Genomic DNA, 25,910 nt, shown 5'->3' on the forward strand with positions numbered 1-25,910 from the left:
GAAAGAAAAGCTAATGGTTTGTACAGTATTGATAAAAATGCAAAAATCAGACCTCTGGCTTTTGGAATAACATTAGGATGGAATTTTAAATAATTTAAAGTATGCTATACCAAAGAAAGGTCTTGAGAAATCAAGGCCTTTTTAATTTATAAATTTCAGATATATCTGCTGGTAATCTGTATAATGTTCAAAATGATTTTGATAGCTTAATCTAGTATTCTCCAGCAAAAGTTATTAAATGAACTATGAAGTAGTTTAGTTAGATCATCCTAAATAGATCGATAAGTTTTTGTTCATTACTAAATTTGATGACCTAATTAAAAATTATTTCTTGAGTATCAGGTAATTCATGGCCGGATCATTTAAGAGTCTTTCCATTTCTGAGTGAATAATATCCTGAATATCTTGCTTTACGTGAAGATAATTACGCTGAACCATGTTGTTGTCAATGTTACGAACTACGGGTATATCTTTATAATTATTCTGCTCAGTTTTGAGTGCTTCATGGTCATTAATAATTTCAGAATGGAATGTTTTGAGTTCAATTTTACAGTCGGGATCATCAGCCACCATACCTACAAATGCACCCGAACTTAAGGAAGAAATTTTGGAAGGAGGAATGGCTGATTCCAATTGTTTAGAACGGCTAATCGAGGTATCACTACTGTTGATGGAAAGGCTTTCTCTGTCCTGCATAATTTTACCAAATCTTTCGGATAATTGTTTAGCGGTATCACCGGTTACTTGTCCACTGATGATATTTCCGGTAATATTCATAATCACATCTGCCTGTTCACGACCGTAATCTTTGCGTAGCTGACTGAAGTCCTGAATTCCCAAACAGGTCGCCACTTTATTACTTCTGGCCGTAGCAATTAAACTATCCATGTTATTCAGATAAATAGTTGGAAATTCATCAAAAATCAGACTGCTTTTTTGTTTGCCTTTTTGGTTTACCTGTTTTATCAAACGGCTAACATATAGTGATAAGACGGCCCCGTAAATCTGTATTTTTTGAGGATTGTTTCCCATGCAGACAATCTTAGGTTCTTCGGGATTATTGATGTCTAAATTAAAATCATTACCAGATAAGACATAATAGAGTTGGGGAGAAGAAAGTCTTGCCATTGCGATTTTGGCAGACGCAATTTGTCCTTCCAACTGTTCCATCACATCGTTAAGATAAGCATTGACAAAAGGGTTAATTAATACTTCAATTTCCTTTTCTGTTCTAAGTAGGGTAAAGAGCTGATCATAATCGGTCTGCATTAGCTCTATAACATGGGGAAGTGTACAGAACTGACCGTCTTTGTATTTTCTTAAATACCAAATGATTGCCGTTAGGAAATTGATTGGGGATTCCACAAAGAAGTCTCCCTGTTTTTTAATCCATTCCCGGTTGAGTCCCAGTAGAATAGTCCGGGCGGATTCTGCGGCATCTGTGATATCTGTCATTGCAGAAGGCTCTAAGGGATTACAGCGATGCGTGCGACTGAGATCATCAAAATTAATAACATAGAACTGAGGAACTACCGGATAAAGGTGTTTGTAGTTCAGCCATGTATTGTAAGCTACTTTAGAAAGGTCATCGAATTTGAAATCATAAATAAACATTGTAAAGCTTTTTCGAATATGCTGTGTAATCACATGCCGAATGACAAAATAGGATTTCCCGGAACCGGGAGTTCCTAATACCATTAATGCACGAAAAGGATTAATGATATTGATCCAGCTCTTTCGAACTTTATCTTTCAGGTAATATCTGGCGGGAAGATTGATTGAATATTCATTTTCCAGTAGTCGTTCTTCCTGTGGAAAGGTTTCATTTTCCTTATTGAAAATATCTTTGTGATTCAATTTGCTTTTGATAATTCTGGATAGCAAAGTTCCACCCGAAAGAATCAAAAGATATCCAATCGAAGTCGTTGCTATGTAAATCAATGCAACCTGTGTGATTTCCATTTTTAAGTAAAAAAATAAGGAGCTGATACCGTAAAGTATTATACCTGTTATGATATAAACAAAGGCTGATTTATAGTTCAGCTTTTCGTCTTTTCTCCCTTTAGCTCCCATTAAAGAAATCATTAAAAATCCAAGCACAAAGAGTTTGGATTTTTGAAAATTGCCGAACATTCCAGTTTTGAGAATGTTTTTCAAAATGGTATCACCAAGCTCGCTCACAAGATGCCATTCTCTAAATGCGGCATAGCAATAATAGTAAAAATGGATTCCCAGTATTATGATGCTGATGAATCGTGTCATATCCAATATTTTCCTCAAAGCCTGTTCGTTTTCTCCATTTTGCATAGCCATGATTTCCAGTTTTATTAATTATCAGATTGTCCTCTTCTTTTTTTCTTTTTTCGTTTTCCTTTCAGTTGTTTCGGAATATAAGCTGTAGACTGTTCTGATTGGGTTAGAATTTCGGTCATTTTTTCAAATAGCTTCTCGTAATTACCAGATAAAACAGGATCAAATGAAGTTTTTTTATTTTCTTGATTCGTTTTCGGAGATTCAGATTTTTGTAATTTATCTCTCAAGGAGTCTGAAATTTTTTGTTTGCCAGCAGTACTTAATTCGCAACGCTCTTGTATCTCCTTAGCGCTATATTGCTTACCAAGAGTACTTCCGTTAAAAACACATTGAGTACTATGGTCTACATAAGTAATCCCGTAAATTAAGCCTTCGGTGTTTTTTCTTAAAACGATATGAATTCCATCCTTTTTCAATACTTTTATCAAGTCAGGAAGTGATGTTCCTTTTCCTGTAAAAGCCAAATCAATAGCATTTTTAATTCGGTTTCTATCGGATAATTTATTCGTTTTATTAGCAACAAATCTTTCTTCTAAAAACTTTAAGGTTGGTTTGTTGTAGAAGTCACTCGCCTTTATGGGAATACCAATCGGTTTTCCCTCTCGATCGAGTATGCGATAAACTAATCCTTTTTTTTGGAATATCCTCGAATTTCCACTTCCCCGGTCAGCATACACATTGTATTGTTGTAATACTGCATTTAGTTCGGGAAGACTCGAATACCGATATGAATTCAGCACCCCTGTCAAAACGTTCGCTATTGCTTTTTTAGTTTCTGTTTTCCCATACTCAATCTTTCCCATGCTGATGGGCTGAAGTTTCTGATTTTGTTTTTTCTCACGTCCTTCAGCGGCTGTAAGACCGAAAGATTTTTCAATTGTTTTTCTGGCCGTTTCGGACTGATTTCGTCCAATATTTTGGGTGTCAATTCTGCTGCCGTCTTCTCTTATTTTAATTGAAATAATATGGATATGCGGATGGCCTGCATCATGATGCTGATACACCAGATAAGGCTGCTTCCCAAAACCAATTTGTTCCATATATGTATTAGCAATATTCATTAATTTTTCCTTAGTCAAATTAGATTCAGAAGGATCAAAATTCAATGAAATGTGAACACTGTTTCGTTTTACATTTTCATTTAAAGAGGCTTGTTTCAGCAGTCTGTTTAGTTTCATTGTTGTACTCAATTGGTCAGCATCAGCAGGATAATTTCCTTCGCCAATACAAGCTGCTACTTCTTGCTTTACCTTATTCTCATTGTAATTAAAAATGTTATGAATAGAGTTCCCGGTCTTAATTATTGCAACCATTTTTCAGAAATTTTTTGAATGTGTTTTTTGATTTCTTCTACCTTATTGAAAAGGATTTTATTTTGCAAATCATAGTTGATAATCCAGTCTTTGAATTCAGGAATTTGCTGAAGTGTATGGAGTTTTTTTACAGCCTGATTGAAGTTGCTGCCTATTGCATTCAATTCTGTCTTAAGCTGTATAGTTTCTATCATGAAATCATCCAGAGAAGCGTCTCGGTAAGTGGTTACAATCGGTTTCTGAAAAAGTCTTTTACGTACATAATCACTTAGCTTTCTACAAGTTGAAGCTTTCCATTCTTTTTCTAATTTGCCATATTCACTGGTTAGTAGTCGTAAACCAATAATGCGGGTTCTGTTTGATTTTTTTGCTTTCATCATCTATCTTTTTCGTGTTTTCAAACTTTTATTCATTTCAGAGCCACTGCCAACGAGTTCCGAGTAAAAAGGCAGCAAGATCTCGTTTGTTTAACAAACGGACATCTTGCCGATTGCAGGAACGTGGCAATCTTTTAGCTGATTCTAATGATTTACAAATTACTGTAAGTTTTAATATTCCAGCTTTTTATAACATTAATCTGTGATCTTCAGGAAATGACTTTGTGAGATCTTATTTTAAGTCCAAAGATCTTCCTTCTGTTTTTCCAAAATTCATAGTCCAGTCATTCAAGTCTTTGTAGTTTTTATAAAGCTGGCTTTTATCACAATATTTAGTACTCAGAGAAAGTGCACGGATTGTATAATTTTGTCCCGTTTCATCTCTATCAAAATAAAGTCGGATTGATTCCTGATTTTCCATGAAAGGACGTGCTCTTTCAAAAAAAGTAATGGAGTTTAGAATGACAAAGTCCTGACTTTTTTCAGGAAGGTTTTTGGTCATGGCTTTGAAGGAAAGAAAGTCCATGAATCCCTCAAATGCACTCACCTCAATATTGCCATTGGAGAAGGTGGTAATTCCTTTGGGTGAACTGCTTGTTTTGAAATAAGGATTACGAATTTCAAAGCCTCCTAAATCATTTTTAAAACCGATTCCAAAGTGATTTTTTTTCGCCAAAGTGTAACGAACTTCTACACAATACTGTTGTGCAATTTCAATTGGAATGCTGCGGTGTTGTAGGTAACTTAAAAGGCTAGGGGAGCTAAGGGATATTTCTTTATGAATTATAATTTTATTCTCTTTTATAGTATTGTAATCTGTCTGCTGAATTTTTGGCTGTTGAAAAGAAAAATTACCACTTAAATTTTGTAGTAATTCACCAATGCTACAATTGAAATAAAGTACTCCAAAATCAATCAGATTGCCACCTTTCCCAAGACCGTGATCGTACCAGCGATTTAATCTCCGATTGATTTTAAAAGAAGCTTTTTTTTCATTTCGTAATGGAGAGCGGTACCAGTAATCATTATTTCTTATTTTAGAAGGTTCATAGCCCAGATTTGATAGGTAATTTATAAGATCTGTTTCTTTGGCTTCATTTATTGTTAACTTACTATTTATGAAATTCATAACATACATTTTATCAAGTTCATTATTCCGTTTGCTAATACTAAATTAAAGAAGCTTTGCGCCTTGACCAATCCTCATCATATTTTGATTAGGATGAATTCATCTAGCCTATTTATTTTTGTAATGTAAAAGAGTATTAATTTAAAGCTGTGAATTATGATTACAACAAATGATGTAGCCAAGGTGTATGATACGGTGTTGAGTATTCCGGGTATGAGTGAGCTGGTGAAGATTGATTTAAAAATTTCACGTAAAGAAGTATTGTTATTGTCCCATGTGATTAGCCTGGGAATCAATCAAAAAGAAACCCCTTCGGATCTTTTAAAAAGTATAGCTCCAGAGGAGTTACTGGGCATGCAAAATATTGCTCAGGATTGCTTGGAAAAAGCGGGACTGGTCGCCTTAAATGAAAAACTCACCAGCCTGAGTGAAGACTGTAAATAGTCTCAAAAAAACAAAGGAAAAATAATCCCTTAAAAAACATAGTGTTTATTTCCTGTCAGCAATAGGGAGTAAACACTTTTTTTAGTTCAGCCTCCCTCATAATTTGGCAGGATTTTTAAAACTATTTGCTGGTTTTGAGTACGTTATATAGTTTGATTCCATGCTACTTTTGAAAAAGTACTGAACGAAAAATTCTTAAAACGGATTAAAATGAAAATTGGAGTTAAAAACAGAACCCGCATTATAACAATAATTGTCCTATTGTACATTCTGCTTTTTAGCTACGCAGCCATTAGTAAAATTCTTGATTTTGAAAATTTTCAGGTGCAGTTGGGACAATCTCCCTTATTGAGTGCCTTTGCTTTTGAGATTTCCTATCTCGTCCCTTTCGCAGAGATAGTTATAGTGTTGATTTTGCTTAAGACTAGCTGGCGTTATTTAGGTCTTTTAGGTTCCTTAATCCTAATGACTTTGTTTAGCAGTTATATTTTTATAGTGCTGCACTATACTTCATTTGTCCCCTGTTCCTGCGGTGGTATACTGGAAAAGATGAGTTGGAACAGCCATCTCCTGTTCAATCTTTTTTTTGTATTATTAGCTATTGTCTCCATTGTATTTTATCACAGTCTTAATCCCACTGCGACTACTCGGTTGCTGCAAAAAAGGACTGTCAGCATTATTGTGATAAGCCTTGTTAGTAGTGTCACTTTTATGATTGCGTTGTTCCTGTATTCTGAAGCCATCATGCAGTATCATAATCCCTTTATAAGACGCTATCCCCAACATCCTGTAAGCTTCCAATCCAGTATAGATTTAAAATACAATTCCTATTATTTTGCAGGTTTTGCTAAGGACAGGATTTATTTAGGCAATTATAGTAATCCTTTGCAGCTATTGAGTGTAGATCCACTATTGAAAAACAGAAAGTCCATCAGTATTTCCAATGCTCCGAAAAAGCTTCTTTTTAAAAGTGTCAAAATACTGTTGCAACCTCCGTATTTTTATTTGGTCGATGGTGTAGTGGGGCGGATGTACAAAGGAAATATGTCCAATTGGGTTATTACAACTGAACTTCGTGACAGTCCCTATTTTACCAAAGCAGTTTCGATGGCTAATGGTGCTTTTGTGATACGATCCAATATTGGGCAGGATGGCGCGCATACTTTAGGGATTTTCGAAACCAGTCAAAGAGCAAACCTACGCTACGACCAGACCCTTTTGCAACAGCAAATAGATGGTGTTTTTGATACTGATGGGACGCTTTTATATAATGCCTCCTGGAACAGATGGGTATATCTTTATTACTACCGCAATGCATTTCTGGTAGGAAAAGATAATTTGGAATTGGATTATCGCGGACACACCATTGATACTACAACTCAGGCAAAAATAAAAATAGCCTACCTTAAAGATCAGCAGCAGCGAAAAATGGCTGCACCACCATTAATTGTCAATGCACATGCCGCTTTAGAACAGCATTTGCTGTTTGTACACTCTCTGGTAAAAGGGCAATTGGAAAACGATAAACTATGGCAAGAGGCCTCTATTATAGACCTTTATAATTTAGAAAACAAAAGTTACCGTTTTAGCTTTGCTCTTTACCGGCTACCGGGAAAAAAACTGACTGCTTTTTTTATTGCCAACGAGCATCTTTATGCTTTGTTTGGGACACATTTAGCAGTTTATAACTGGAATACTCTGCTCAAAAAAGAATTGAAAAAAGGAACCAAATACAAAGAGTAGTCCTTAAAAATATACTTGGCCAGTATCAGGAATAAGATCGAACACCTGTAGAAAAAAGTAGATCGATGTTTCATTTAAATACCTATGATATGAAAACGCAGATTTTAAAAAAAATGATGCCGCTTACAGTGGCCATTTTAGGAATTAGTGGGGCTTTTGCCACTACCGCGATGCAAAGCGCTGCAGCAAGCAGTACTGCCCAAAGAACAGGATATCTCCTGAACAATCAGGGGAACTGTGATGTTGAAGTGAACTGTAGTGACACCCCTTCAGACTTTGTTTGTCGCGCTGGTATTACTTCAGGTCCGCAGGCCTTTGGTAAAGATTCCTCAGACAACTGTACCGAAATTTTGTACCGCCCTTGAGAACTCCCGTTAGTGAGTTTTGAAAATGACAATGCAGTTCCAAATTGGAACTGCATTGTTACGTTATAGTTACTGCAATATCTAAGTCTTTGATTCCTTCCATGTTTATTTGGTCTTGCTGCTACAGAAAAGTGCATTTGTCTATTTGGGAAAATAAACTAAGAAACCTTTAATAATTATTTAAGAGTTTTCATAGCGGTACTAAAATCGAATTGTATCTGTAAATTGTAACATTTTAAACAGAATATAACTTGTATGTTTCGAAACCCTTATCGTCCACCAATAAACTCCTTAAGCAATTAGGGAGTTTTTTTTATGCTTTTCAGGAAAGTGTATGTAGTGAAATTCCAAATGTACTGCCAAGTCCCAGTTCACTTTCAACGTAGATTGACCCATTTTGCGCATCAATAAATTCTTTACTTATCGCAAGTCCTAAGCCAGTTCCGGATTTACTGCTTCCTGGAATTTGAAAGTACTTATCAAAAATTTTATTTTTATAACGAGCATCAATTCCTTGACCAAAATCAGTCACACTAAAAGAAACCTGATCATTTTCTGAAATTACTTTTACAATAATAGTACTATTTTCAGAGGAATAAGTGATGGCATTGGTTAAAAAATTAATTAAAACCCAAGATGTTTTTTCTTTATCTGCTCTAACATTTGGCAAATTGTCGGGAGTTTCTGTAACTAATTGAATGTTTTTTTGTTCAGCTTTTACTTTAACAGCATCAATAGCATAATTTACAATTTCATTGGGATCACTTTTTTCAATATTCAATTGAATATTTCCTGTTTCTAGTTGTGCCAAATTGAGTAATTCGGCTGTAATTTTCAATAACCGTTGGCTATCGTCTTTAATGCTTTCTACCAATTGTTTTTGTTCTTCATTTATGGTTCCCGTTGATGTATTTTCTAATAATTGTAAACTTAATTTTATAGAGGCAATAGGTGTTTTTAATTCATGTGAAACGGTGGCTATAAAATTAGTTTTGGCAAAATCCAATTCTTTAAAAATGGTAATATTTCTTAAAATAATAACATCTCCCACATTGATTTCTTTTTCTTCGCCAGTAGGAGTAATAGTGATGCTAATAGTTTCTTTATCAAAATAACTTTCTTTTCCATTGGCAAAAATCTTTAAAGGTTGTTTTTTTTGTGAATTATTAGTTGGTTCTTTCAAAATTAAAGACCGTATCAAATCATTCGACAGGGCTAGGGTAGCAGCTGATTTTCCAATAATATCTTCTGATTTTAATCCTATTATTTTTAAAGCTTCATCATTCGCAAATAAAACAATAGCTTCATTATCTAATCCGATAATTGGATCGTGCATATTATTGATTAGTGTTTCCAATCGCTTTTTTTCGAAAAATAATTTGTACAAATTACTACTGTTGTATTCTTCTAGTTTTTGAGCCATAGTATTAAATGATTTTGCTAAATCACCAAATTCATTATGATTGGTAAAATGAACCCGTTCAGAATAATTTTTATTCGCAATTTCCTGAATACTTACCGTTAACTCTTTGATAGGACTGGCAATGTTATTGGGCAGATTGATCAATAGGTTAAAAGCAATTAAAAAACACAAACTTCCCACAATTGCAATCGAAAAATTAGCAGTTTCAGCAGATTCTTTAGCAATATCACTTTTAATTTTTATCGCATTCATATTGAGTTTCATAATCTCAAAAATATCTTGTCGAATTTGCGATTTGAGACTTTCATCTTTTGGATTTTGTTTCAAAAGATTAAAGTTGTTCAGCAAGTTTTGAGACGCTATTTTTTCTCCTGCTTCCGTAATGTTAATGAGTTGTTTTTTGAGATTCCTGTCAAAAAGATGAATGGCTTTAGGTTCATCTTTAGTAATTTCATCCAAAGAAGAAAGCATGTTTCGGGAATACTCCAATGTTATATAATTAGCTTTCAGAATATTTTGAGTGTCTTTTTTAATCGAAAAAATATAAAAAGCACTTACCAAAACAAGGATGATAATCAAGGTAAATAACAACCCAACACCGAGGTTTAATTTGGTTTTAATTTTCATATCAAGACAGAATTACAAGATCAACATTTGATTTCGATAGATTATTTAATAATCTTCTAAAAATAGTTGTAGACAAAATTACTTCAAATAAATTGAAATGCGGCTTGCCAATACAAACCGTTGTGATGTCTTTTTGCTCCACGATTTTCAGCATGGCTTCGGTAATATTCGAACTTTCGATTTTGATTACTTCAGCACCAAGTTGTGTGGCCAATTTGAAATTGTTAATCAAATGACGCTGTTTGTCCAACGCAATCTTGTTGGGACTTTCCTTTGGCATTTCGACATATAGAACATACCAACTACCGTTGTAATAACTTGCCAATCGGGCTGATTTTCTGATTACGATTTTAGCGGTTTTGTCATTGCTACTGATACAAGCCAGTAATTTTTCATGCTTTAAAGCCAAATTTTTAGGAACTTCATTTTCCACTTTCCGAACCACCTGACTGGCTACTTCTTTCAAAGCCAATTCTCGTAATTGCAGGATTTGTTCGGTTTTAAAAAAATTGGCTAATGCAGTTTGGATTTTATCTTGCGTATAAATCTTTCCTTGTTTCAACCGCGAAATCAAATCCTCCGAAGTCAAATCGATATTCACAACTTCATCCGCCAATCGCAACACATTATCGGGAACGCGTTCTTGAACATCAACGCCAGTAATGCGTTTCACATCTTCATTTAAACTCTCAATATGCTGAATATTAACGGCGGAAATCACATTTATTCCAGCTTCCAAAATCTCCAAAACATCCTGCCAACGTTTTTCGTTTTTACTTCCTTCGATATTGGTATGAGCCAATTCATCTACAATCACGACTTCGGGACGTAAATTAATAATGGCTTGCACATCCATTTCTTCGAGTTGCTTTCCTTTGTAGAAAATACTTCGTCTGGGAATTACAGGCAAGCCATCAAGCAATTCATGGGTTTCTTTCCGAAAATGGGTTTCTATATAACCAATTTTAACATCGATTCCGTTCTTCAAAAGGGTATGCGCTTCTTGCAACATACGGAACGTTTTTCCCACACCGGCACTCATACCAATGTAGATTTTAAACTTTCCTTTTCGAGATTTCTGAATTAAATCAAGGAAATGCTGGGCGTTATTTTGTTTTTCCATAATCACTTTTGAAATAAACTAAACAATGAAGTTTGCCACAGATTAAAAAGATTTTCACAGATTTCAAAAATCCTTTTAATCTGTGGCAAAAAATTAAAACGAAATCGCCAACGAAGTCGTCAAAAAAGTATTGCTATTAGTTGGATTTCCATCTTTCAAAAACACATCATCTTTGCTGGATAAATTTCTAGCTTCAATTCTGAACATCACATTATCTGAAACTAAATAATCAAAATTTGTTGAAAAGCCGTAAGTTTTAAGCCCGTTTTTAGCTCTAGTTGCAATGATAACACCTTGATTATCTTGGTGATATTCGCCTCTAACCCCAATTTGAGTTTTAGCAGTTGGTTGGTGTTGCAAAATCAAAACGGGCGAATACCAAACATCATAATGACTACTTCCGTTTACTGTTTGTTGAGCACCAATATCAAATCCGGCAGTTAAATTGGTTTTTTCAGAAAACTGAAACTGACCATAAATATTATTAAAGTAACGCCATTTTCTGTCAGCATCAGGCTGTTCATTTCCTATAAAGGTACTCCAATTTAATGTAGTTTTACCACTTGGTTTATACGTAATTTGTGTTCCAAAAGAAGGAGTTTGATTGCCGTCAATCTTCTGAATACGTTGCCAACCATTCAAATATATCGCCGCCAAATACCATTTTTCGGATGGAGACGTATAGCCAATTTTTACTCCAGCTTCATAATAGGGTGAATTATCAGCCAAAATACTTCGGGTTAAAGTCTGGCAATCTTTCCCAATCGCACTTTCAAAACCAATGTGAGATGGCATAATTCCGGCATCAACCCACAAATTATGTTTTGATGAAATTTTCACACCAATATTGGCTTCAAAAACATTTTTCAGCAAATCCTGTTCGGCTACTAAGTTGTATTCGGCATACGTTCCGGTCATAATGGCCAAATTTCCACGAACATTATCTTTTGCATAGTTCACTTTTGCCAATCCCAAGTTTAAGTTTAATTCGTTGTGTTTGTTGTGACTATAAATAAACCCGGGACGAACATGATTGTCTGGATTTCCAAAATCATAACTGTAATAGGTTTCAATATAACCTGAAAACGTCAACGGACTTTTGGCTGTATCTATTTCTTGAGCGTTTATTGTTGCACATCCGATAGTTATAAGAGCTGTAAATACTATTTTTTTCATTTTATTTGTCATAGCGAGGTACGAAGCAATCGCATCCTAATTTTATTTTTTATTTGAAACTAATCCAGCATGCGAGGCTAGAAGCCGAACTGGCGAAGCAATCTGGGCTAGGCATTCCGTTTGTAAAGAATTATGTTTTAAATTCACAATCTTAATTCTTAATACTAAAATCTTAATACTTATTTTAATTTATCTAATTCAATATTCAATTGTAAAACATTAACTTTAGCAGGTCCAAACATTCCAAAAAGAGGGCGTTCTGTATTATTTTGAACAATTTCTAGTATTTTCCCCATTGACAAATTTCTACTGTTTGCAATTCGTTCAATTTGAACTTTGGCACCATTCACAGAAATGTTAGGATCTAGTCCACTTCCGGAAGCTGTAACCAATTCCGATGGAACTTCGCTACGCTTTACGGATGGATTTTTATGTAAAAAGGCACCAATGCGGGTTTGTACTTCTGCCAAATATTCAGGATTGTTTGGGCCTTTATTGCTTCCTCCAGAACCGGCAGCATTATAATCTACAGCAGATGGTCTGGACCAGAAATACTTGTTTTCTGTGAATTTTTGAGCCACATTAATATGCTGTTTTTTCCCGTTTACGGTAACAATTTCACCTTTTCCTTGATTGGGAGACAATTGTGCTATTCCGAGAATGCTCAACGTGTAAATTCCGGAGAAAAACACCGCACAAAACAATGTTAATCTAATTGCTGGTATTATATTTTCTTTCATGATTTCTATTTTTTTTTAATCTGAACTTGTTTCAGATTCTATTTTTCTAATTACTTTAACTACACAAACATCGACACTACCATATCAATCAATTTTATTCCAATAAACGGAACAATCATACCGCCAATTCCGTAGATTAATAAATTTCTACGCAACAAAGCCGATGCACCAATTGGTTTATAAGCAACACCTCGTAAAGCCAAAGGAATCAGAAACGGAATAATAATTGCATTAAAAATAACTGCCGATAAAATAGCACTTTCCGGACTGTGTAATCCCATAATATTCAAACCCTGCAATGCAGGAATCGCTGTGATAAAAAGTGCCGGAATGATAGCAAAATACTTAGCAACGTCATTTGCAATGGAGAAGGTCGTTAGCGTTCCTCTAGTCATTAAAAGTTGTTTCCCAATTTCTACAATCTCGATTAATTTAGTTGGATCATTGTCTAAATCCACCATATTTCCGGCTTCTTTTGCAGCTTGAGTTCCGCTGTTCATGGCTACACCAACATTGGCTTGTGCTAGGGCAGGAGCGTCATTTGTTCCGTCACCCATCATCGCTACCAATCTTCCTTCAGCTTGCTCTTTTTTGATGTAATTCATTTTATCTTCAGGTTTGGCTTCAGCGATAAAATCATCGACACCAGCTTTTTCTGCGATAAATTTTGCCGTAAGCGGATTGTCACCCGTAACCATAACCGTCTTGATTCCCATTTTGCGTAGGCGTTCAAAACGTTCTTTCATTCCAGTTTTGATGATGTCCTGCAATTCGATTACCCCTTGTACTTGGTTGTTTTTGATGACAACCAAAGGCGTTCCACCGTTAGATGAGATGTCAATTACTTTTTGTGCAATATCTTCAGGAAACGAATTTCCTGCTTGAAGTGCGATATTTTTCGCAGCATCTTGAGCACCTTTTCTAATGTTGGTGCCGTCTTTCAAAACCACACCAGAAGTTCTGGTTTCGGCAGTAAACTTGATTAAAGTTGCACCTTCGATTGATAATTTATTGGCAACCTCTTGTCCAGCAAGTTCAACAATACTTTTTCCTTCTGGCGTATCATCAGCAAGCGAACTCAACACAGCCGATTTGATAAAATCTTCCTGTGAAACGCCATTTGTTGGATAAAAAGAAGTCGCTTTTCGGTTTCCAATGGTGATGGTTCCCGTTTTATCCAAAAGCAAAACGTCAATGTCTCCGGAATTTTCCACGGCTTTTCCCGATTTTGTAATTACGTTGGCACGTAAAGCTCTGTCCATTCCGGCAATTCCGATAGCTGATAATAATCCGCCAATAGTGGTTGGAATCAAACATACGAAAAGCGAAATAAAAGCTGCAATCGTGATTGGTGCATTCGCATATTTTGCAAATGGAGCCAACGTTACGGTTACGATAATGAACACTAATGTAAACCCGGCTAATAAAATCGTTAAGGCGATTTCGTTTGGTGTTTTTTGACGGCTTGCACCTTCCACCAAGGCAATCATTTTATCCAAAAAACTTTCGCCTGGTTCTGACGTTACAATTACTTTTATTTTATCCGAAAGTACTTTTGTTCCTCCAGTTACCGATGATTTATCGCCACCAGCTTCACGAATTACCGGAGCACTTTCGCCAGTAATGGCACTTTCATCTATAGTTGCCAAACCTTCGATAATTTCTCCGTCGGCGGCAATGATATCACCAGCTTCGCAAACAAAAATGTCACCTTTTTTTAATTCGGCAGAAGAAATGGTCTGACCGTTTTCTAATCTTGCAGGCGTTTCTTCTCGGGTTTTTCGCAAGCTGTCAGCCTGAGATTTTCCTCTTGCTTCGGCAATGGCTTCGGCAAAATTTGCGAAAAGCAATGTTAGAAATAAAACTAGAAAAACGGTGAAATTGTAGATGAAACTTCCTTGTGAACCTTCTCCGGATAAAATCCAAAGACAGACAAAAAACATTATGGCTGTTCCAATTTCGACAGTAAACATTACCGGATTTTTGAACATTATCTTAGGGTTGAGCTTTACGAAAGATTGTTTGAAGGCTTCGCTGACCAACTCTTTTTGAAATAAATTATTTTGAGATGTACTCATAATAGTTGTAATTATTTAGCTGAAAAATATTCAGCGATTGGACCTAAAGTTAAAGCTGGGAAAAACGACAAAGCAGCTACAATAAAAATCACTGCAAAAACCATCAATCCGAAAGTAGAGGTATCTGTTTTTAAAGTTCCGTTGCTTTCAGGTATGTATTGCTTTTGAGCCAACATTCCAGCAATAGCAACGGGTCCAATGATTGGTAAATAACGTGCCAAAAGCATCACAATCCCGGTAGCAATATTCCAAAACGGAGTATTATCGCCCAAACCTTCAAATCCGCTACCATTATTGGCAGATGATGATGTGAATTCGTATAACATTTCACTGAAACCGTGATACCCAGGATTTGCCAACCAACCTGATAAAGCTTCTGGATCAGATGCATATAAATGACTTGCCAAAGCCGTTCCGACCAATATTAAAAATGGATGCAACAAGGCAATAATCATCGCAATTTTCATTTCTTTGGCTTCAATTTTCTTTCCTAGAAATTCAGGTGTTCTACCAACCATCAATCCACTGATGAAAACACCGAGAATTATGAAAATATAAAAGTTCAAAAATCCAACGCCAACGCCACCATAAAAACAGTTGATCATCATTCCGAGAAGTGTTGTCATTCCTGTAATTGGCATCATACTGTCGTGCATGGCATTTACAGACCCATTACTTGTAACTGTCGTATAAGTTGCCCAATTTGCGGAAGCAGCAGCACCAAAACGAACTTCTTTTCCTTCCATACTTCCCATATTTTGGGCAATTCCCATATGAGAAATAGCAGGATTTCCATTCATTTCGCTAATTACGGCAGGAATCAACAGCATCAGAAAACCTAAAGTCATCACACTATAGATTGTCCATGATAACTTTTTACGTTTCAGGATAAATCCAAGAGCAAAAACTAGTGCAATCGGAATCAAAAAGATGGAACCATTCTCCACTATATTGGTCAGGTAATTTGGGTTTTCCATTGGATTCGACGAATTGGGACCGTAAAATCCTCCGCCATTAGTTCCTAATTGTTTGATGGCGACAAAAGCTGCAACTGGTCCGCGACTTACATTTTGTTCATTGCCTTCAAGAGTGGTAATGGTATCTTTACCTTCAAATGTCATTGGAGTTCCATTCAGCACCAAAATAATGGCTACTATAAATGACAAAGGCAATAAAACTCTGGTACAAGATCTCACGAAAAAACTATAGAAATTCCCTAAAGTTTCCGATTTTTTTTCTTTCATTGCCATAAAAACTGTGGCACAAATTGCCATTCCGCAGCCTGAACTGATAAATTGCCAAAGCATCAACGTTAATTGTCCTAAATAGGACAATCCGCTTTCGCCGGAATAGTGTTGCAAATTGGTATTGGTTACAAAACTAACAGAAGTATTGAATGCCAAATCGCCACTCATGGACGGATTTCCATCTGGATTAAAAGGCAGCCAGGCCATATTGGTTAAGACCAACATCGAAATGATAAACCAAACCAGATTGATAGTTAAGAGAGCAAACAAATGCTGTTTCCAGTTCATTTCCTTGAATGGATCGATGCCACCAATCTTAAAGAATAGTTTATCGATTGGATTAAAAATTCTGTCCAACCAAGTGTTTTCATAATTGAATATTTTACCGATGTAACGACCTAGCGGAATGGCTAAAAGCACGACCAATCCGTATATAACGATAATTCCTAGTATTTCAGAGTTCATATTTAGAATTTTTCGGGTTTAATTAGTACATAACAGATGTATACAAAAACTGCTATGGCGATAATGAAAAGTGGTATCATAAATTAGATTTTTTCAAAGAATAGAATCATTTTAAAAAATAGAGCGAATAGAATCCATCCGCTTGCAGTAAGGATAAGTGCCGTCATACTCCAGAAGTGTTTATTTGTTTATGATATTCCGTCTTGAGTGAATTCGGAAAAAGATTAGAAATACTGCAATGGCGTAATTCCATAAAAGTGGAAACCGATAAAACATAGACATTAGAAATGGCATTTTTAGTTTCGGAGCTTCCGGTAGTAAATAATTTTTCGGCTAAAGCCAAACATTTTTTAGCTCTTACAATATTTCCCGAAATAATCGCTGATTTTGTTATTTCAGCAAAGCGTTCGGCTTGTTTGTAAATGTTGGTAACTTGATTTTTCATTGATATGAATTTTTATGTTCATTCGCCTAATGCCAAAAGCTGTTCCAATAAAATGAAAATTCGGTAAGTCCTTGTATTTGTTCTATTTGTAATTGATATGCCAAAAACGGAGCAAAAAAAAGCCTATCATTTTGATAGGCTTTTATTGTTTTGGAAGTTGAATTTAAAAATAACTAATGAATATTGTATTCATCTAATTTTCGATACAAAGTAGCAATCCCAATTTCGAGTAATCGGGCAGTTTCAGCTTTGTTTCCTTTCGTATAATTTAATACTTTTTGAATGTGGAGTTTTTCAATACTTTGCATTGAAAAAGCCGACATTGTTTTATTAGAATTATCCTGAATATGTTGCATTTCATAAGGTAAAACTTCTGGAGTAAGGATTTCATCAGCTAAAATAACGGAACGCTCGATGATATTTTTCAGTTCTCGAACATTTCCTGGCCAATGATAAGCTTCCAGTTTTTGGAGAAAATCGGCTGAAATTAGCAATTGTTTTTTATTGATTTTATCTGAAAACTGTTTGACAAAATAAGTAGTTAATGTTGCAATATCTTTTTTTCTATCTCGGAGTGCAGGAATTTTAATCTCAAAAATGTTTAGTCTGAAATACAAATCCAGACGAAAAGTATGATTGTCACTTTCTGTTTTTAAATCTCTGTTGGTGGCAGCAATCAATCTGAAATTAGACTTCTTAGGTGTGGTATCTCCCACCGGGATGTATTGGTTTGTTTCTAATACCCGTAATAGTTTAGCTTGTAAATCGATAGGCATTTCGCCGATTTCATCTAAAAATAAAGTACCCCCGTTAGCTTCTTCAATAAATCTTTTTTTGTCTTTCAAAGCTCCGGTAAAAGCTCCTTGTCTGTGCCCGAAGAGTTCACTTTCCATAATTTCCTTGCTAAAAGTACTGCAATTTAAGGCTACAAATGGTTTCCCAACACGGTTGCTGTTTTCGTGAATGGCTTGTGCAAAAACTTCTTTTCCTGTCCCTGTTTCTCCGGTCAACAATACTGTGGAATCGGTTTTTGCTACTTTTTTGGCTAAATCAACAGCTTGTTCCAATGCTTTAGATTTCCCTATAATGGAGTCAAAAGAATATTTATCGGAAATTCGTTGTTCCAACTTTTTTATTTTCTTTTGGAGTTCTGATTTTTCTATTGCTTTGTATAAAAGCGGAATAATTTTATCATTATCATCACCCTTTACTATGTAATCAAAAGCGCCGTTTTTCATCGCCTGAACCCCATCAGATATTTTGCCGTAAGCAGTGAGAAGAATAATTTCAACCAGTGGAAATGCCATTTTCATTTTTTGAAGAAAATCCACACCATTTCCATCTGGGAGTTTGACATCACACAGCACTACATCAATATCGTTTTGCTCTAATTTTTTGAAGCCTGATTTTAAATCTGGTGCTTCCACCACTTCAAAACCTTCCGATTTAATGATTCTAGTAAGCAAACCTCTTAGTTTGTCTTCATCATCAATGATTAATATATTTTTCAAAAGAATAAAGCATTTAATTTTAAGTAAAATTAGATATTATTTTTAAAGTAATTGATTGTTTACTGTTTTTAGATTCATTAATAGATAGTTTACTACAAAACAGAACAACTAAATAAGAATATGTTTTGACTTTACAACTATTTTTGAACCTTTAAACACTACGTAGTTAGAGCCAATTTCTTCAAATCCTGCAAAAAATGGTTCGTAAATAGTTCCGTAAGGGCCACCAATTTTTAACATACCTTCAAAGTCATTGATTTTGGAGTTTTTTTGTGGTTCGAAAAAAACAATGTTTTTTTTAATATTTCGAGAAGGCTTGACTTTATTCAAATAAATTAGATCGGATAAAAACATAAGTTGGGGTATCATCATTTGTAATTAAATTTTCTAAATAAAAATCTATTATTCTGAATTTATAAAAAATTAACTTACCAACTTTCCTGAAAACCATCTTCTAAAGCCTTATTATATTGGTCTAAATTGAATACATATAAATTGGGAGATTTATGTGCACCCCCTCTTTTAGTCTCATCCAATTTCGTAAGTATATTATATCTCATCATTTTTCTGTAAAAATTTCCCCTATTAAGTTTTCGATCTAAAATAATTTCATAGAGTTTTTGCAACTCAGGCATTGTAAACTTCTCGGGTAATAAATTTAACCCTACTGGTTTATAATTCAAATCCCTCCTTAACTGTTTAAGAGCGCTATCATAAATCTCATTGTGATCCATTACCAAGTTAGGTTTCAACTTAACATCGTGCCACGAACAGTCATCAGAAAAAACATCTTTTACAGGATCTAAAGTACTAAAATCCACCAAAGCGTAATAACCAATAGTAATAAAACGCTCCCTATACCAAACATCATCGGGAATATCTTTAAAAAAAAATTCAGACCTTCCAATTTTACCAAAAGTTTTAAATTGATTAAGGTATATATTTCTGGCTCCTGTCCTTTGCTCAAGAATTCTTTTAGCTGCATCAAACAAATCTTCTTTCTTCTCTACATAACCTCCAGGCAAAACCCAATCATCTTCTCCTTCAAATCTCGCCAATAATACTTTTAGGCACTCATCATGAAAACCAAAAACAACACAGTCGATTGATATATGTGCAAGATAATTTTCTCGCATACTTGCTGCGGTGGTCAATAACTTATTATTAAATTCCTTAGACATACTAAATATTTTTTTCAAAGATAACTCGTTTTTCTTAGTGAACAAGAAAGCGTATCAAACTATACTTTAAAGCCTGTACATTTCTTTAAATAAGTAAATACCTCTGTTTTTCTATAAAAAAAATATACATATTGAAATTAAAATAGGCTTTTTTTTAAAAATTTACAACGCTTCTTTTTGAATCAAAGAAAATTATACTTAATATTGCTTCAAATTGAAGCAATGGTTCTTTAAATACTATCATACAAATGAAAAAACTGACATCCATCACAATAATTTTGATTACATCTTTGGTTTCATGTAGAGACAAAACAGTAGTTGCAGAATCAGAAAAAACAAGACGTGAAATTACTTACCAAAGTTGTCATTCCGGTATTCCAGAACGTTTTGTAACGGCTGATGATACTGTAGATATTAAACCTCAAGAGAAAGTTTCATTAAAAAGGATGGTTAAAATTATTGGCGGTAAATTCTTCATGGGTGCACCTGACAATAGAGGAAGACAAGATGAATACCCACAACATGCTGTAATTGTTTCCTCTTTTTATATGGATAAAACAGAGGTGACAAACGCAGAATTTGCAGAATTCGTCAAAGCAACAGGATACATTACAACTGCAGAGAAAGCACCTGTATGGGAGGAATTAAAAAAACAACTACCAGAAGGAACCCCAAAACCAGCTGATAGTCTACTAATTGCCGCTTCTTTGGTTTTTAAACCTACTTCCGGACCTGTACCTCTTAATAATGCCAGTGTATGGTGGAAATGGAAAAAAGGCGCAAACTGGAAACATCCGTTCGGTCAAAATAGTTCCATAAAAGGAATGGAAAACTATCCTGTAGTACAAATTTCTTGGGAAGACGCCAATGCTTATGCAAAATGGGCAGGAAAAAGACTTCCTACTGAGGCTGAATGGGAATATGCGGCGCGGGGAGGATTAAAAAATGAACCTTATCCTTGGGGAAAAGAAGAACCATACTACGGCAAACCGAAAGCAAATACTTGGGACGGATCGTTTCCATATAAGAATACAAAAAAAGATCATTATGCAGGATTAGCTCCTGTAAAAAGTTATGCTCCAAATAATTTTGGATTATTTGACATGGCTGGAAATGTATGGGAATGGTGTTCAGACAACTACAGAAACGACTATTATAAAAAAAATTCAACCGCAATATTAAATAATCCCACAGGTCCCAAAGACAGCTATGATCCAAATCAACCAAGAACCGCGCTAAAAGTTATTCGTGGTGGATCATTTATGTGTAATGAAAAATATTGTTCCGGTTATAGAGCATCCTCGAGAATGATGTCAAGTCCTGATACCGGATTACAAAATACAGGATTTCGATGTGTAATCTCTGTTGCTCAAAATAATTAAAACAGTTTTACTACAAAACCAACAGCTACAAACTTTTTTCAAATAGAATAGTTCATAAACAATTACAATCGCGAGTATTCGCATTTATTTAACCTAAAAAAAACCAAAAAATGAAACGGAAACTACAAGTCCTTATTATTGGAATCAGCTGCCTATCAGGAAGCCTGTACGCGCAAGAAAAAAACAAACTTACTGCAAAAGATTCCATTACAGTAGAAGAAAAATCAAAAAAAGATGTTACAACAACACGAAATGGTGATGAACGCAATGTAATGTTAAATGCCGCCAACAACAACGGTCCCCGAGAAGTTAACATTGGACTCCCACCAAGTGTTGGAGGAATTACAATACTAGAAAATGATCTTCCGGTAGTTTACTTTTTTTGGCCCGAACTTACCAACAAAGCTTGGCGTCCAAGCGTAAGTTTACAAAAAACGGGCTTATTGAAAATGGAGGATCTTGCCACAAAAATGGGAGACCTTGGATTTGCTGTTAATTCTTATTCTCAAAATGGTACTAAAGAGTTTAAAGTTAAAGCAAAATTATCCGGAAGCCACTTTGGATGGATGCAGGGAGACGTAAATATATCTGGGCCTATGACTAAAAATGGGTGGAGTTATTCTGTTGGTGCTTTTGCCAACTTTGATCCCAACACTTATGACTCTGGTTTCAATAAATATGCCGATCAAACTCAGATTTATCGTGCTGGTTTAACAAAGTTTTTTAAAAATAATAAAGGACAATTTAATGTTTTTTACCGATTCTCTAAATCTTACACACTTACAAATTATGCTGTATTTGAATATGGCAATGGTGGTAAAGCTAGTGAACTGGATGACTTTACAATAGGGCGTGATTCCTATATTGTAAGAGACGGAAAACTTAGACTGCGAAATGCTCTTAATGGAGATTATTATTGGGCAGATCTAGACGGCAAAAACTCAACTAATAAAGCACATAATATTGATATTTTTGGTAATTATTTATTAAACAACGGTTGGAACTTTAAATATTCTACAAGACTACATTTAGCTAAAGCATCTATAGCCAGTACAATTCCTTTAAATATTTTTCAAACAAGTAATAGCAGTAACTATACTATTGCATCCACTGGCGAAAGTCATTCAGGTAATGTGGGTACAATGCTAGCTACAATTTCTCCGGAAATCCCTACAACAACTATTATGGGTCGGTTTGAACTTGCAAAAAAAATTAAAAATCACGACATTACTTTTGGACTTTTAGAACAATATTTCAAAGTAAAAGACTTCCATTCTGACAGATCTTTCTTTTATCAGACAGTTGAAAATCAACCACAAAGACTCATAGCTCCTAACACAGATGAATTTGGTTTCTTTAATTACAATGTTGGTGCCGAATATTATACTGGTAATGAAAACAAATTGTCTGCATACGGAACTGATAATTGGCAGGTTAATGATAAGCTTAAATTAAATTATGGACTTAATTTAAGATGGCATAACATGCAGAGCGAATATAACCAAGGCGTGAGAACAGCTGGAATGGTGTTTGATCCCGCTCAAAAGGCAAGTTTTAATGATAACTGGATTCACATTGGAGGAAGTGTTAATGCTAGCTACAATATTGGAAAGGATTATGGTTTATTAGCCAATTTCCTTTATACAGAAGAAAACGGAAAATTAAATGACTTTTCAACTGCATTTACTCCTAACTTCAAAAAAAGTAAAAGCCCTCTTGGCGCACTGGGTGTTTTCTGGAACAATAAATACGTAAGTCTTGTATCTCAGGCTACTTATCTTACTAAAAACAACTACTTGAGACGTTACAATCTAGTTAACCCTCAAAATTCAAATGAAAACCAAAACGCATCAGTATATTATGATATACAAACTATCGGCTGGACTACAGATATCGTAGCTAAACCTTTTAAAGGATTTAATTTACACTATTTGATTACCCTTCAGGATCCAGTGTATAAAAATTTCAAATTTTCTGCATTTGGAAACGATTACGATTACAGTGATAATAATGTATTGGAAATCTCTAAAGTACTGATGGAAATAGACCCTAGTTATAGTTACAACAAATGGAAGCTTTGGGCAAGTTTCAGATATTTTAGCAAGCAGTATGCTAATCTTACTAATGCACTGTTTTTTCAACCTCGTTGGGAAACTTTTGGCGGACTTAATTACAAGTATAATGACCACCTGAATTTTGGAGCAACATTTATTAACTTTTTAAACCAACGTGGAGCAAAAGGAACTATAAACGGTGCAGAACTAATTACTGAGCCTTCTGCTTATTATGGAAAATTACTAACCGGGTCCTACATACTTCCTTTTACAGCACAACTTTCAGTTAATATTAATTTTTAGATTTATATCTCGTCTAAAATCTTTTTAACGAAAGAATTATTATAAATTTTAATAAATATCAGCAATGCTGAAATGTAATGAGTAAATAATTTAATAGAATGAAAAAAAGAACCTTATCTGTAAAAACCTTAGCAGTAATAATACTGTTTACTGTACAACACACCCGTGCTCAGAAAAAAACACCACAATTAGGAAAAGCTTCTGTTGAGGAAGTTATAACTGCAATGACACCTGAAGAAAAAGCTTCTCTTCTTATAGGTCCGGGAATGCCCGGATATGCAGGACTTACTCCTCTTGAAGGAGAACCTGACGTAAGAGTCCTTGGCGCAGCTGGTGGTACAATGGCAATTCCAAGGCTTGGAATACCTGAAACTGTTTTGGCTGATGGACCTGCTGGGCTTCGAATTCAGCCAAAACGCAAAAATGATTCTAATACTTATTATGCCACCGCATTTCCTGTTGGCACGGCTTTGGCATCAAGTTGGAATACCGAATTGATAAAAGAAGTAGGAAAATCAATGGGTGAAGAAGTGAAAGAATATGGTGTTGATGTTCTGCTTGCCCCAGCAGTAAATATTCATAGAAACCCTTTGAATGGACGTAATTTTGAATACTATTCGGAAGACCCTCTTGTTGCCGGTAAAATAGCATCTGCATATATACAGGGAATACAACAAAATGATGTTGGAACATCTATAAAACACTTTGCCGCTAACAATCAGGAAACAAACCGTTTATCTGTTAACGCTCATATTTCAGAGAGGGCAATGAGAGAAATTTATTTGAGAGGTTTTGAAATAGCTATCAAAGAGTCAAAACCATGGACTATAATGTCAGCTTATAATAAAATAAATGGACAATATGCTTCATCTAATAACGATTTACTAACCACAATTCTCAGAAAAGAATGGGGATACAAAGGTTTTGTTATGACAGACTGGTTTGGTGGATATCCGGGATTCGAAAGTATACTAAAAGAGGGAGTGACAAGTGATGTGGCAGCACAAATTAATTCAGGTAACGATCTTCTTATGCCAGGTATGGAAGCACAAAAAAAAGCACTGATAGATGCTATCAATTCTGGCAAAGTAGATATAAATGCTGTTAATACAAGCCTAAGGAGAATTTTAAACTATGTTTTGATATCTCCTTCATTTAAAAATTATAAGTACAGTAATAAACCTGATTTAAAGGCACATGCAGCGGTTACTCGAAATGCTGCGACCGAGGGAATGGTTTTGCTTAAAAATAAAAATAGCATTTTACCGTATAAAAACACCGAAAATACTATTGCTGTTTTTGGTGATACCTCTTATAACTTTATTGCCGGTGGTACCGGAAGTGGTGATGTCAATAAAGCATATACCGTATCATTGATAGAAGGTCTCACCAATGCGGGATTTAAAATAGACCAAGATATCGAAGCCGCCTATGTTCCATTTGTAAACGACGTTGTGGCAAAAGAAATGAAACGACGTGAAGAACACGGAGGACTACTTGCTGTACCACAAAGATTGCCTGAAATGCCACTTGATCCAGCGATGATTGCACAAAAAGCAAAAACTGATGCTGTTGCTATCATTACTATTGGAAGAAATTCCGGAGAAAATGAAGACAGACACATCGATAATGATTTTTACTTAGGACAGGATGAAATCAAAATGATTAATACCGTTTCAGAAGCTTTTCATGCTGAAGGTAAAAAAGTAATAGTGATATTAAACATAGGAGGTGTAATAGAAACTTTCTCATGGAAAGACAAAGTAGATGCTATTTTACTTGCATGGCAACCAGGTCAGGAAGGTGGAAACTCGGTTGCTGATGTTATAACAGGGAAAGCTAACCCATCTGGCAAGTTAACAATGACCTTCCCTGTGGATTATCACAATCACGCCTCCGCAGCAAACTGGCTAGGTGTTCCTGCTGAAAACCCAAAAGATGTTTATTATAAAGAGGGAATTTATGTAGGTTATCGCTACTTCAACACATTCGACATTAACACATCATATGAATTTGGTTATGGGGATTCCTACACCTCTTTCGAATATTCTGATTTAAAATTAAGTGCAACAGACTTTAATGGAGAAATAGAAGTATCTTTAAAAGTAACCAATACCGGAAAAGTAGCAGGGAAAGAAATCGCACAGATTTATGTTTCAGCTCCAAAAGGATCTATTGATAAGCCAACTGAAGAACTTAAAGCCTTCAAAAAAACACAAAAACTTGAACCAGGAAAATCAGAAACTTTGAAATTCAATCTAAAAGCTAAAGATCTAGCATCTTTTATAGATACACAAAGTGCCTGGGTAGTTGAAAAAGGAACATATAAGATTATAGCAGCTGCTTCTTCTAAAGATATAAAGCTAAGTAAAGATTTAAAAGTTTCAAATGATATTGTAGCCGAAAAAGTGAATAATACCTTTAATCTGGAAAATAATCTGGACGAGTTAAAAAAATAGTTTAATAAATAA

General features: G+C 35.0%; 20 protein-coding genes. 6 read left to right on the top strand and 14 right to left on the bottom strand.

Going from position 1 to position 25,910, the window contains the following annotated elements:
- Positions 1–324: 324 nt before the first annotated feature.
- The 4 genes from mobC to ACSV4D_RS08455 all read right to left on the bottom strand — a co-directional run bounded on the left by mobC (position 325) and on the right by ACSV4D_RS08455 (position 5,132).
- Entirely contained in the window at positions 325–2,307 is a 1,983-nt protein-coding gene (mobC, locus tag ACSV4D_RS08440; protein ID WP_439228035.1) for a conjugal transfer protein MobC, read from the bottom strand.
- A gap of 20 nt (positions 2,308–2,327) precedes the next feature.
- Positions 2,328–3,626: a relaxase/mobilization nuclease domain-containing protein gene (locus tag ACSV4D_RS08445; RefSeq protein WP_439227876.1), complete on the bottom strand. Its 1,299-nt coding sequence runs from the start codon at positions 3,624–3,626 to the stop codon at positions 2,328–2,330.
- Entirely contained in the window at positions 3,614–4,003 is a 390-nt protein-coding gene (locus ACSV4D_RS08450; protein WP_439227878.1) for a plasmid mobilization protein, read from the bottom strand. Before ACSV4D_RS08450 ends, ACSV4D_RS08445 begins: the two co-directional genes overlap by 13 nt.
- A gap of 232 nt (positions 4,004–4,235) precedes the next feature.
- Positions 4,236–5,132, bottom strand: coding sequence for a toprim domain-containing protein (locus ACSV4D_RS08455; RefSeq protein WP_439227879.1), 897 nt, complete (start codon positions 5,130–5,132; stop codon positions 4,236–4,238).
- 156 nt (positions 5,133–5,288) lie between these two features.
- Between ACSV4D_RS08455 and ACSV4D_RS08460 the strand changes: the two genes are divergently transcribed.
- The 3 genes from ACSV4D_RS08460 to ACSV4D_RS08470 all read left to right on the top strand — a co-directional run bounded on the left by ACSV4D_RS08460 (position 5,289) and on the right by ACSV4D_RS08470 (position 7,684).
- Complete coding sequence (locus tag ACSV4D_RS08460; RefSeq protein WP_408079728.1) at positions 5,289–5,576, top strand: hypothetical protein; 288 nt, start codon at positions 5,289–5,291, stop codon at positions 5,574–5,576.
- Positions 5,577–5,786: 210 nt separating this feature from the next.
- The gene (locus ACSV4D_RS08465; RefSeq protein ID WP_439227880.1) at positions 5,787–7,319 is read left to right on the top strand and encodes a MauE/DoxX family redox-associated membrane protein; all 1,533 of its coding nucleotides are present in this window, start codon (positions 5,787–5,789) and stop codon (positions 7,317–7,319) included.
- A gap of 89 nt (positions 7,320–7,408) precedes the next feature.
- Positions 7,409–7,684: a DUF6520 family protein gene (locus ACSV4D_RS08470; protein ID WP_408079724.1), complete on the top strand. Its 276-nt coding sequence runs from the start codon at positions 7,409–7,411 to the stop codon at positions 7,682–7,684.
- 322 nt (positions 7,685–8,006) lie between these two features.
- On the opposite strand, the gene ACSV4D_RS08475 is transcribed toward ACSV4D_RS08470, so the two are convergent.
- The 10 genes from ACSV4D_RS08475 to ACSV4D_RS08520 form a co-directional block, all read right to left on the bottom strand.
- Complete coding sequence (locus ACSV4D_RS08475) at positions 8,007–9,734, bottom strand: ATP-binding protein (RefSeq protein WP_439227881.1); 1,728 nt, start codon at positions 9,732–9,734, stop codon at positions 8,007–8,009.
- A gap of 1 nt (position 9,735) precedes the next feature.
- Positions 9,736–10,857 carry a sensor protein KdpD gene (locus ACSV4D_RS08480; RefSeq protein WP_439227882.1) on the bottom strand — a complete coding sequence of 374 codons (1,122 nt, stop codon included), beginning with the start codon at positions 10,855–10,857 and terminating at the stop codon, positions 9,736–9,738.
- 93 nt (positions 10,858–10,950) lie between these two features.
- Positions 10,951–12,033 carry a porin gene (locus tag ACSV4D_RS08485; RefSeq protein WP_439227883.1) on the bottom strand — a complete coding sequence of 361 codons (1,083 nt, stop codon included), beginning with the start codon at positions 12,031–12,033 and terminating at the stop codon, positions 10,951–10,953.
- Between the two features lie 179 nt (positions 12,034–12,212).
- Positions 12,213–12,773, bottom strand: a complete 561-nt coding sequence (locus ACSV4D_RS08490) for a K(+)-transporting ATPase subunit C (protein ID WP_408079716.1) — start codon at positions 12,771–12,773, stop codon at positions 12,213–12,215.
- Between the two features lie 59 nt (positions 12,774–12,832).
- Positions 12,833–14,851: a potassium-transporting ATPase subunit KdpB gene (gene kdpB, locus ACSV4D_RS08495; protein WP_439227884.1), complete on the bottom strand. Its 2,019-nt coding sequence runs from the start codon at positions 14,849–14,851 to the stop codon at positions 12,833–12,835.
- Positions 14,852–14,862: 11 nt separating this feature from the next.
- Positions 14,863–16,563 (bottom strand): potassium-transporting ATPase subunit KdpA, encoded by a 1,701-nt coding sequence (kdpA, locus tag ACSV4D_RS08500; RefSeq protein WP_439227886.1) that lies wholly within the window; start codon positions 16,561–16,563, stop codon positions 14,863–14,865.
- Positions 16,564–16,565: 2 nt separating this feature from the next.
- Positions 16,566–16,643, bottom strand: coding sequence for a potassium-transporting ATPase subunit F (locus tag ACSV4D_RS08505; protein ID WP_084625983.1), 78 nt, complete (start codon positions 16,641–16,643; stop codon positions 16,566–16,568).
- 83 nt (positions 16,644–16,726) lie between these two features.
- Positions 16,727–17,008, bottom strand: a complete 282-nt coding sequence (locus tag ACSV4D_RS08510) for a DUF7674 family protein (protein ID WP_439227887.1) — start codon at positions 17,006–17,008, stop codon at positions 16,727–16,729.
- A 173-nt stretch (positions 17,009–17,181) separates the two neighbouring features.
- Positions 17,182–18,519, bottom strand: a complete 1,338-nt coding sequence (locus ACSV4D_RS08515; protein ID WP_439227888.1) for a sigma-54-dependent transcriptional regulator — start codon at positions 18,517–18,519, stop codon at positions 17,182–17,184.
- 428 nt (positions 18,520–18,947) lie between these two features.
- The gene (locus tag ACSV4D_RS08520; RefSeq protein ID WP_439227889.1) at positions 18,948–19,700 is read right to left on the bottom strand and encodes an NUDIX hydrolase; all 753 of its coding nucleotides are present in this window, start codon (positions 19,698–19,700) and stop codon (positions 18,948–18,950) included.
- A 248-nt stretch (positions 19,701–19,948) separates the two neighbouring features.
- Here ACSV4D_RS08520 and ACSV4D_RS08525 point away from each other — a divergent pair, with 248 nt between their 5' ends.
- From ACSV4D_RS08525 to ACSV4D_RS08535, 3 genes are all read left to right on the top strand, one after another.
- Entirely contained in the window at positions 19,949–21,082 is a 1,134-nt protein-coding gene (locus tag ACSV4D_RS08525) for a formylglycine-generating enzyme family protein (protein WP_439227890.1), read from the top strand.
- A gap of 110 nt (positions 21,083–21,192) precedes the next feature.
- Positions 21,193–23,439: a TonB-dependent receptor gene (locus ACSV4D_RS08530; RefSeq protein WP_439227891.1), complete on the top strand. Its 2,247-nt coding sequence runs from the start codon at positions 21,193–21,195 to the stop codon at positions 23,437–23,439.
- A gap of 98 nt (positions 23,440–23,537) precedes the next feature.
- Entirely contained in the window at positions 23,538–25,898 is a 2,361-nt protein-coding gene (locus tag ACSV4D_RS08535; protein ID WP_439227892.1) for a beta-glucosidase, read from the top strand.
- Positions 25,899–25,910: the final 12 nt, after the last annotated feature.

Source organism: Flavobacterium sp. ARAG 55.4, assembly GCF_051846875.1.
GTDB lineage: Bacteria > Bacteroidota > Bacteroidia > Flavobacteriales > Flavobacteriaceae > Flavobacterium > Flavobacterium plantiphilum.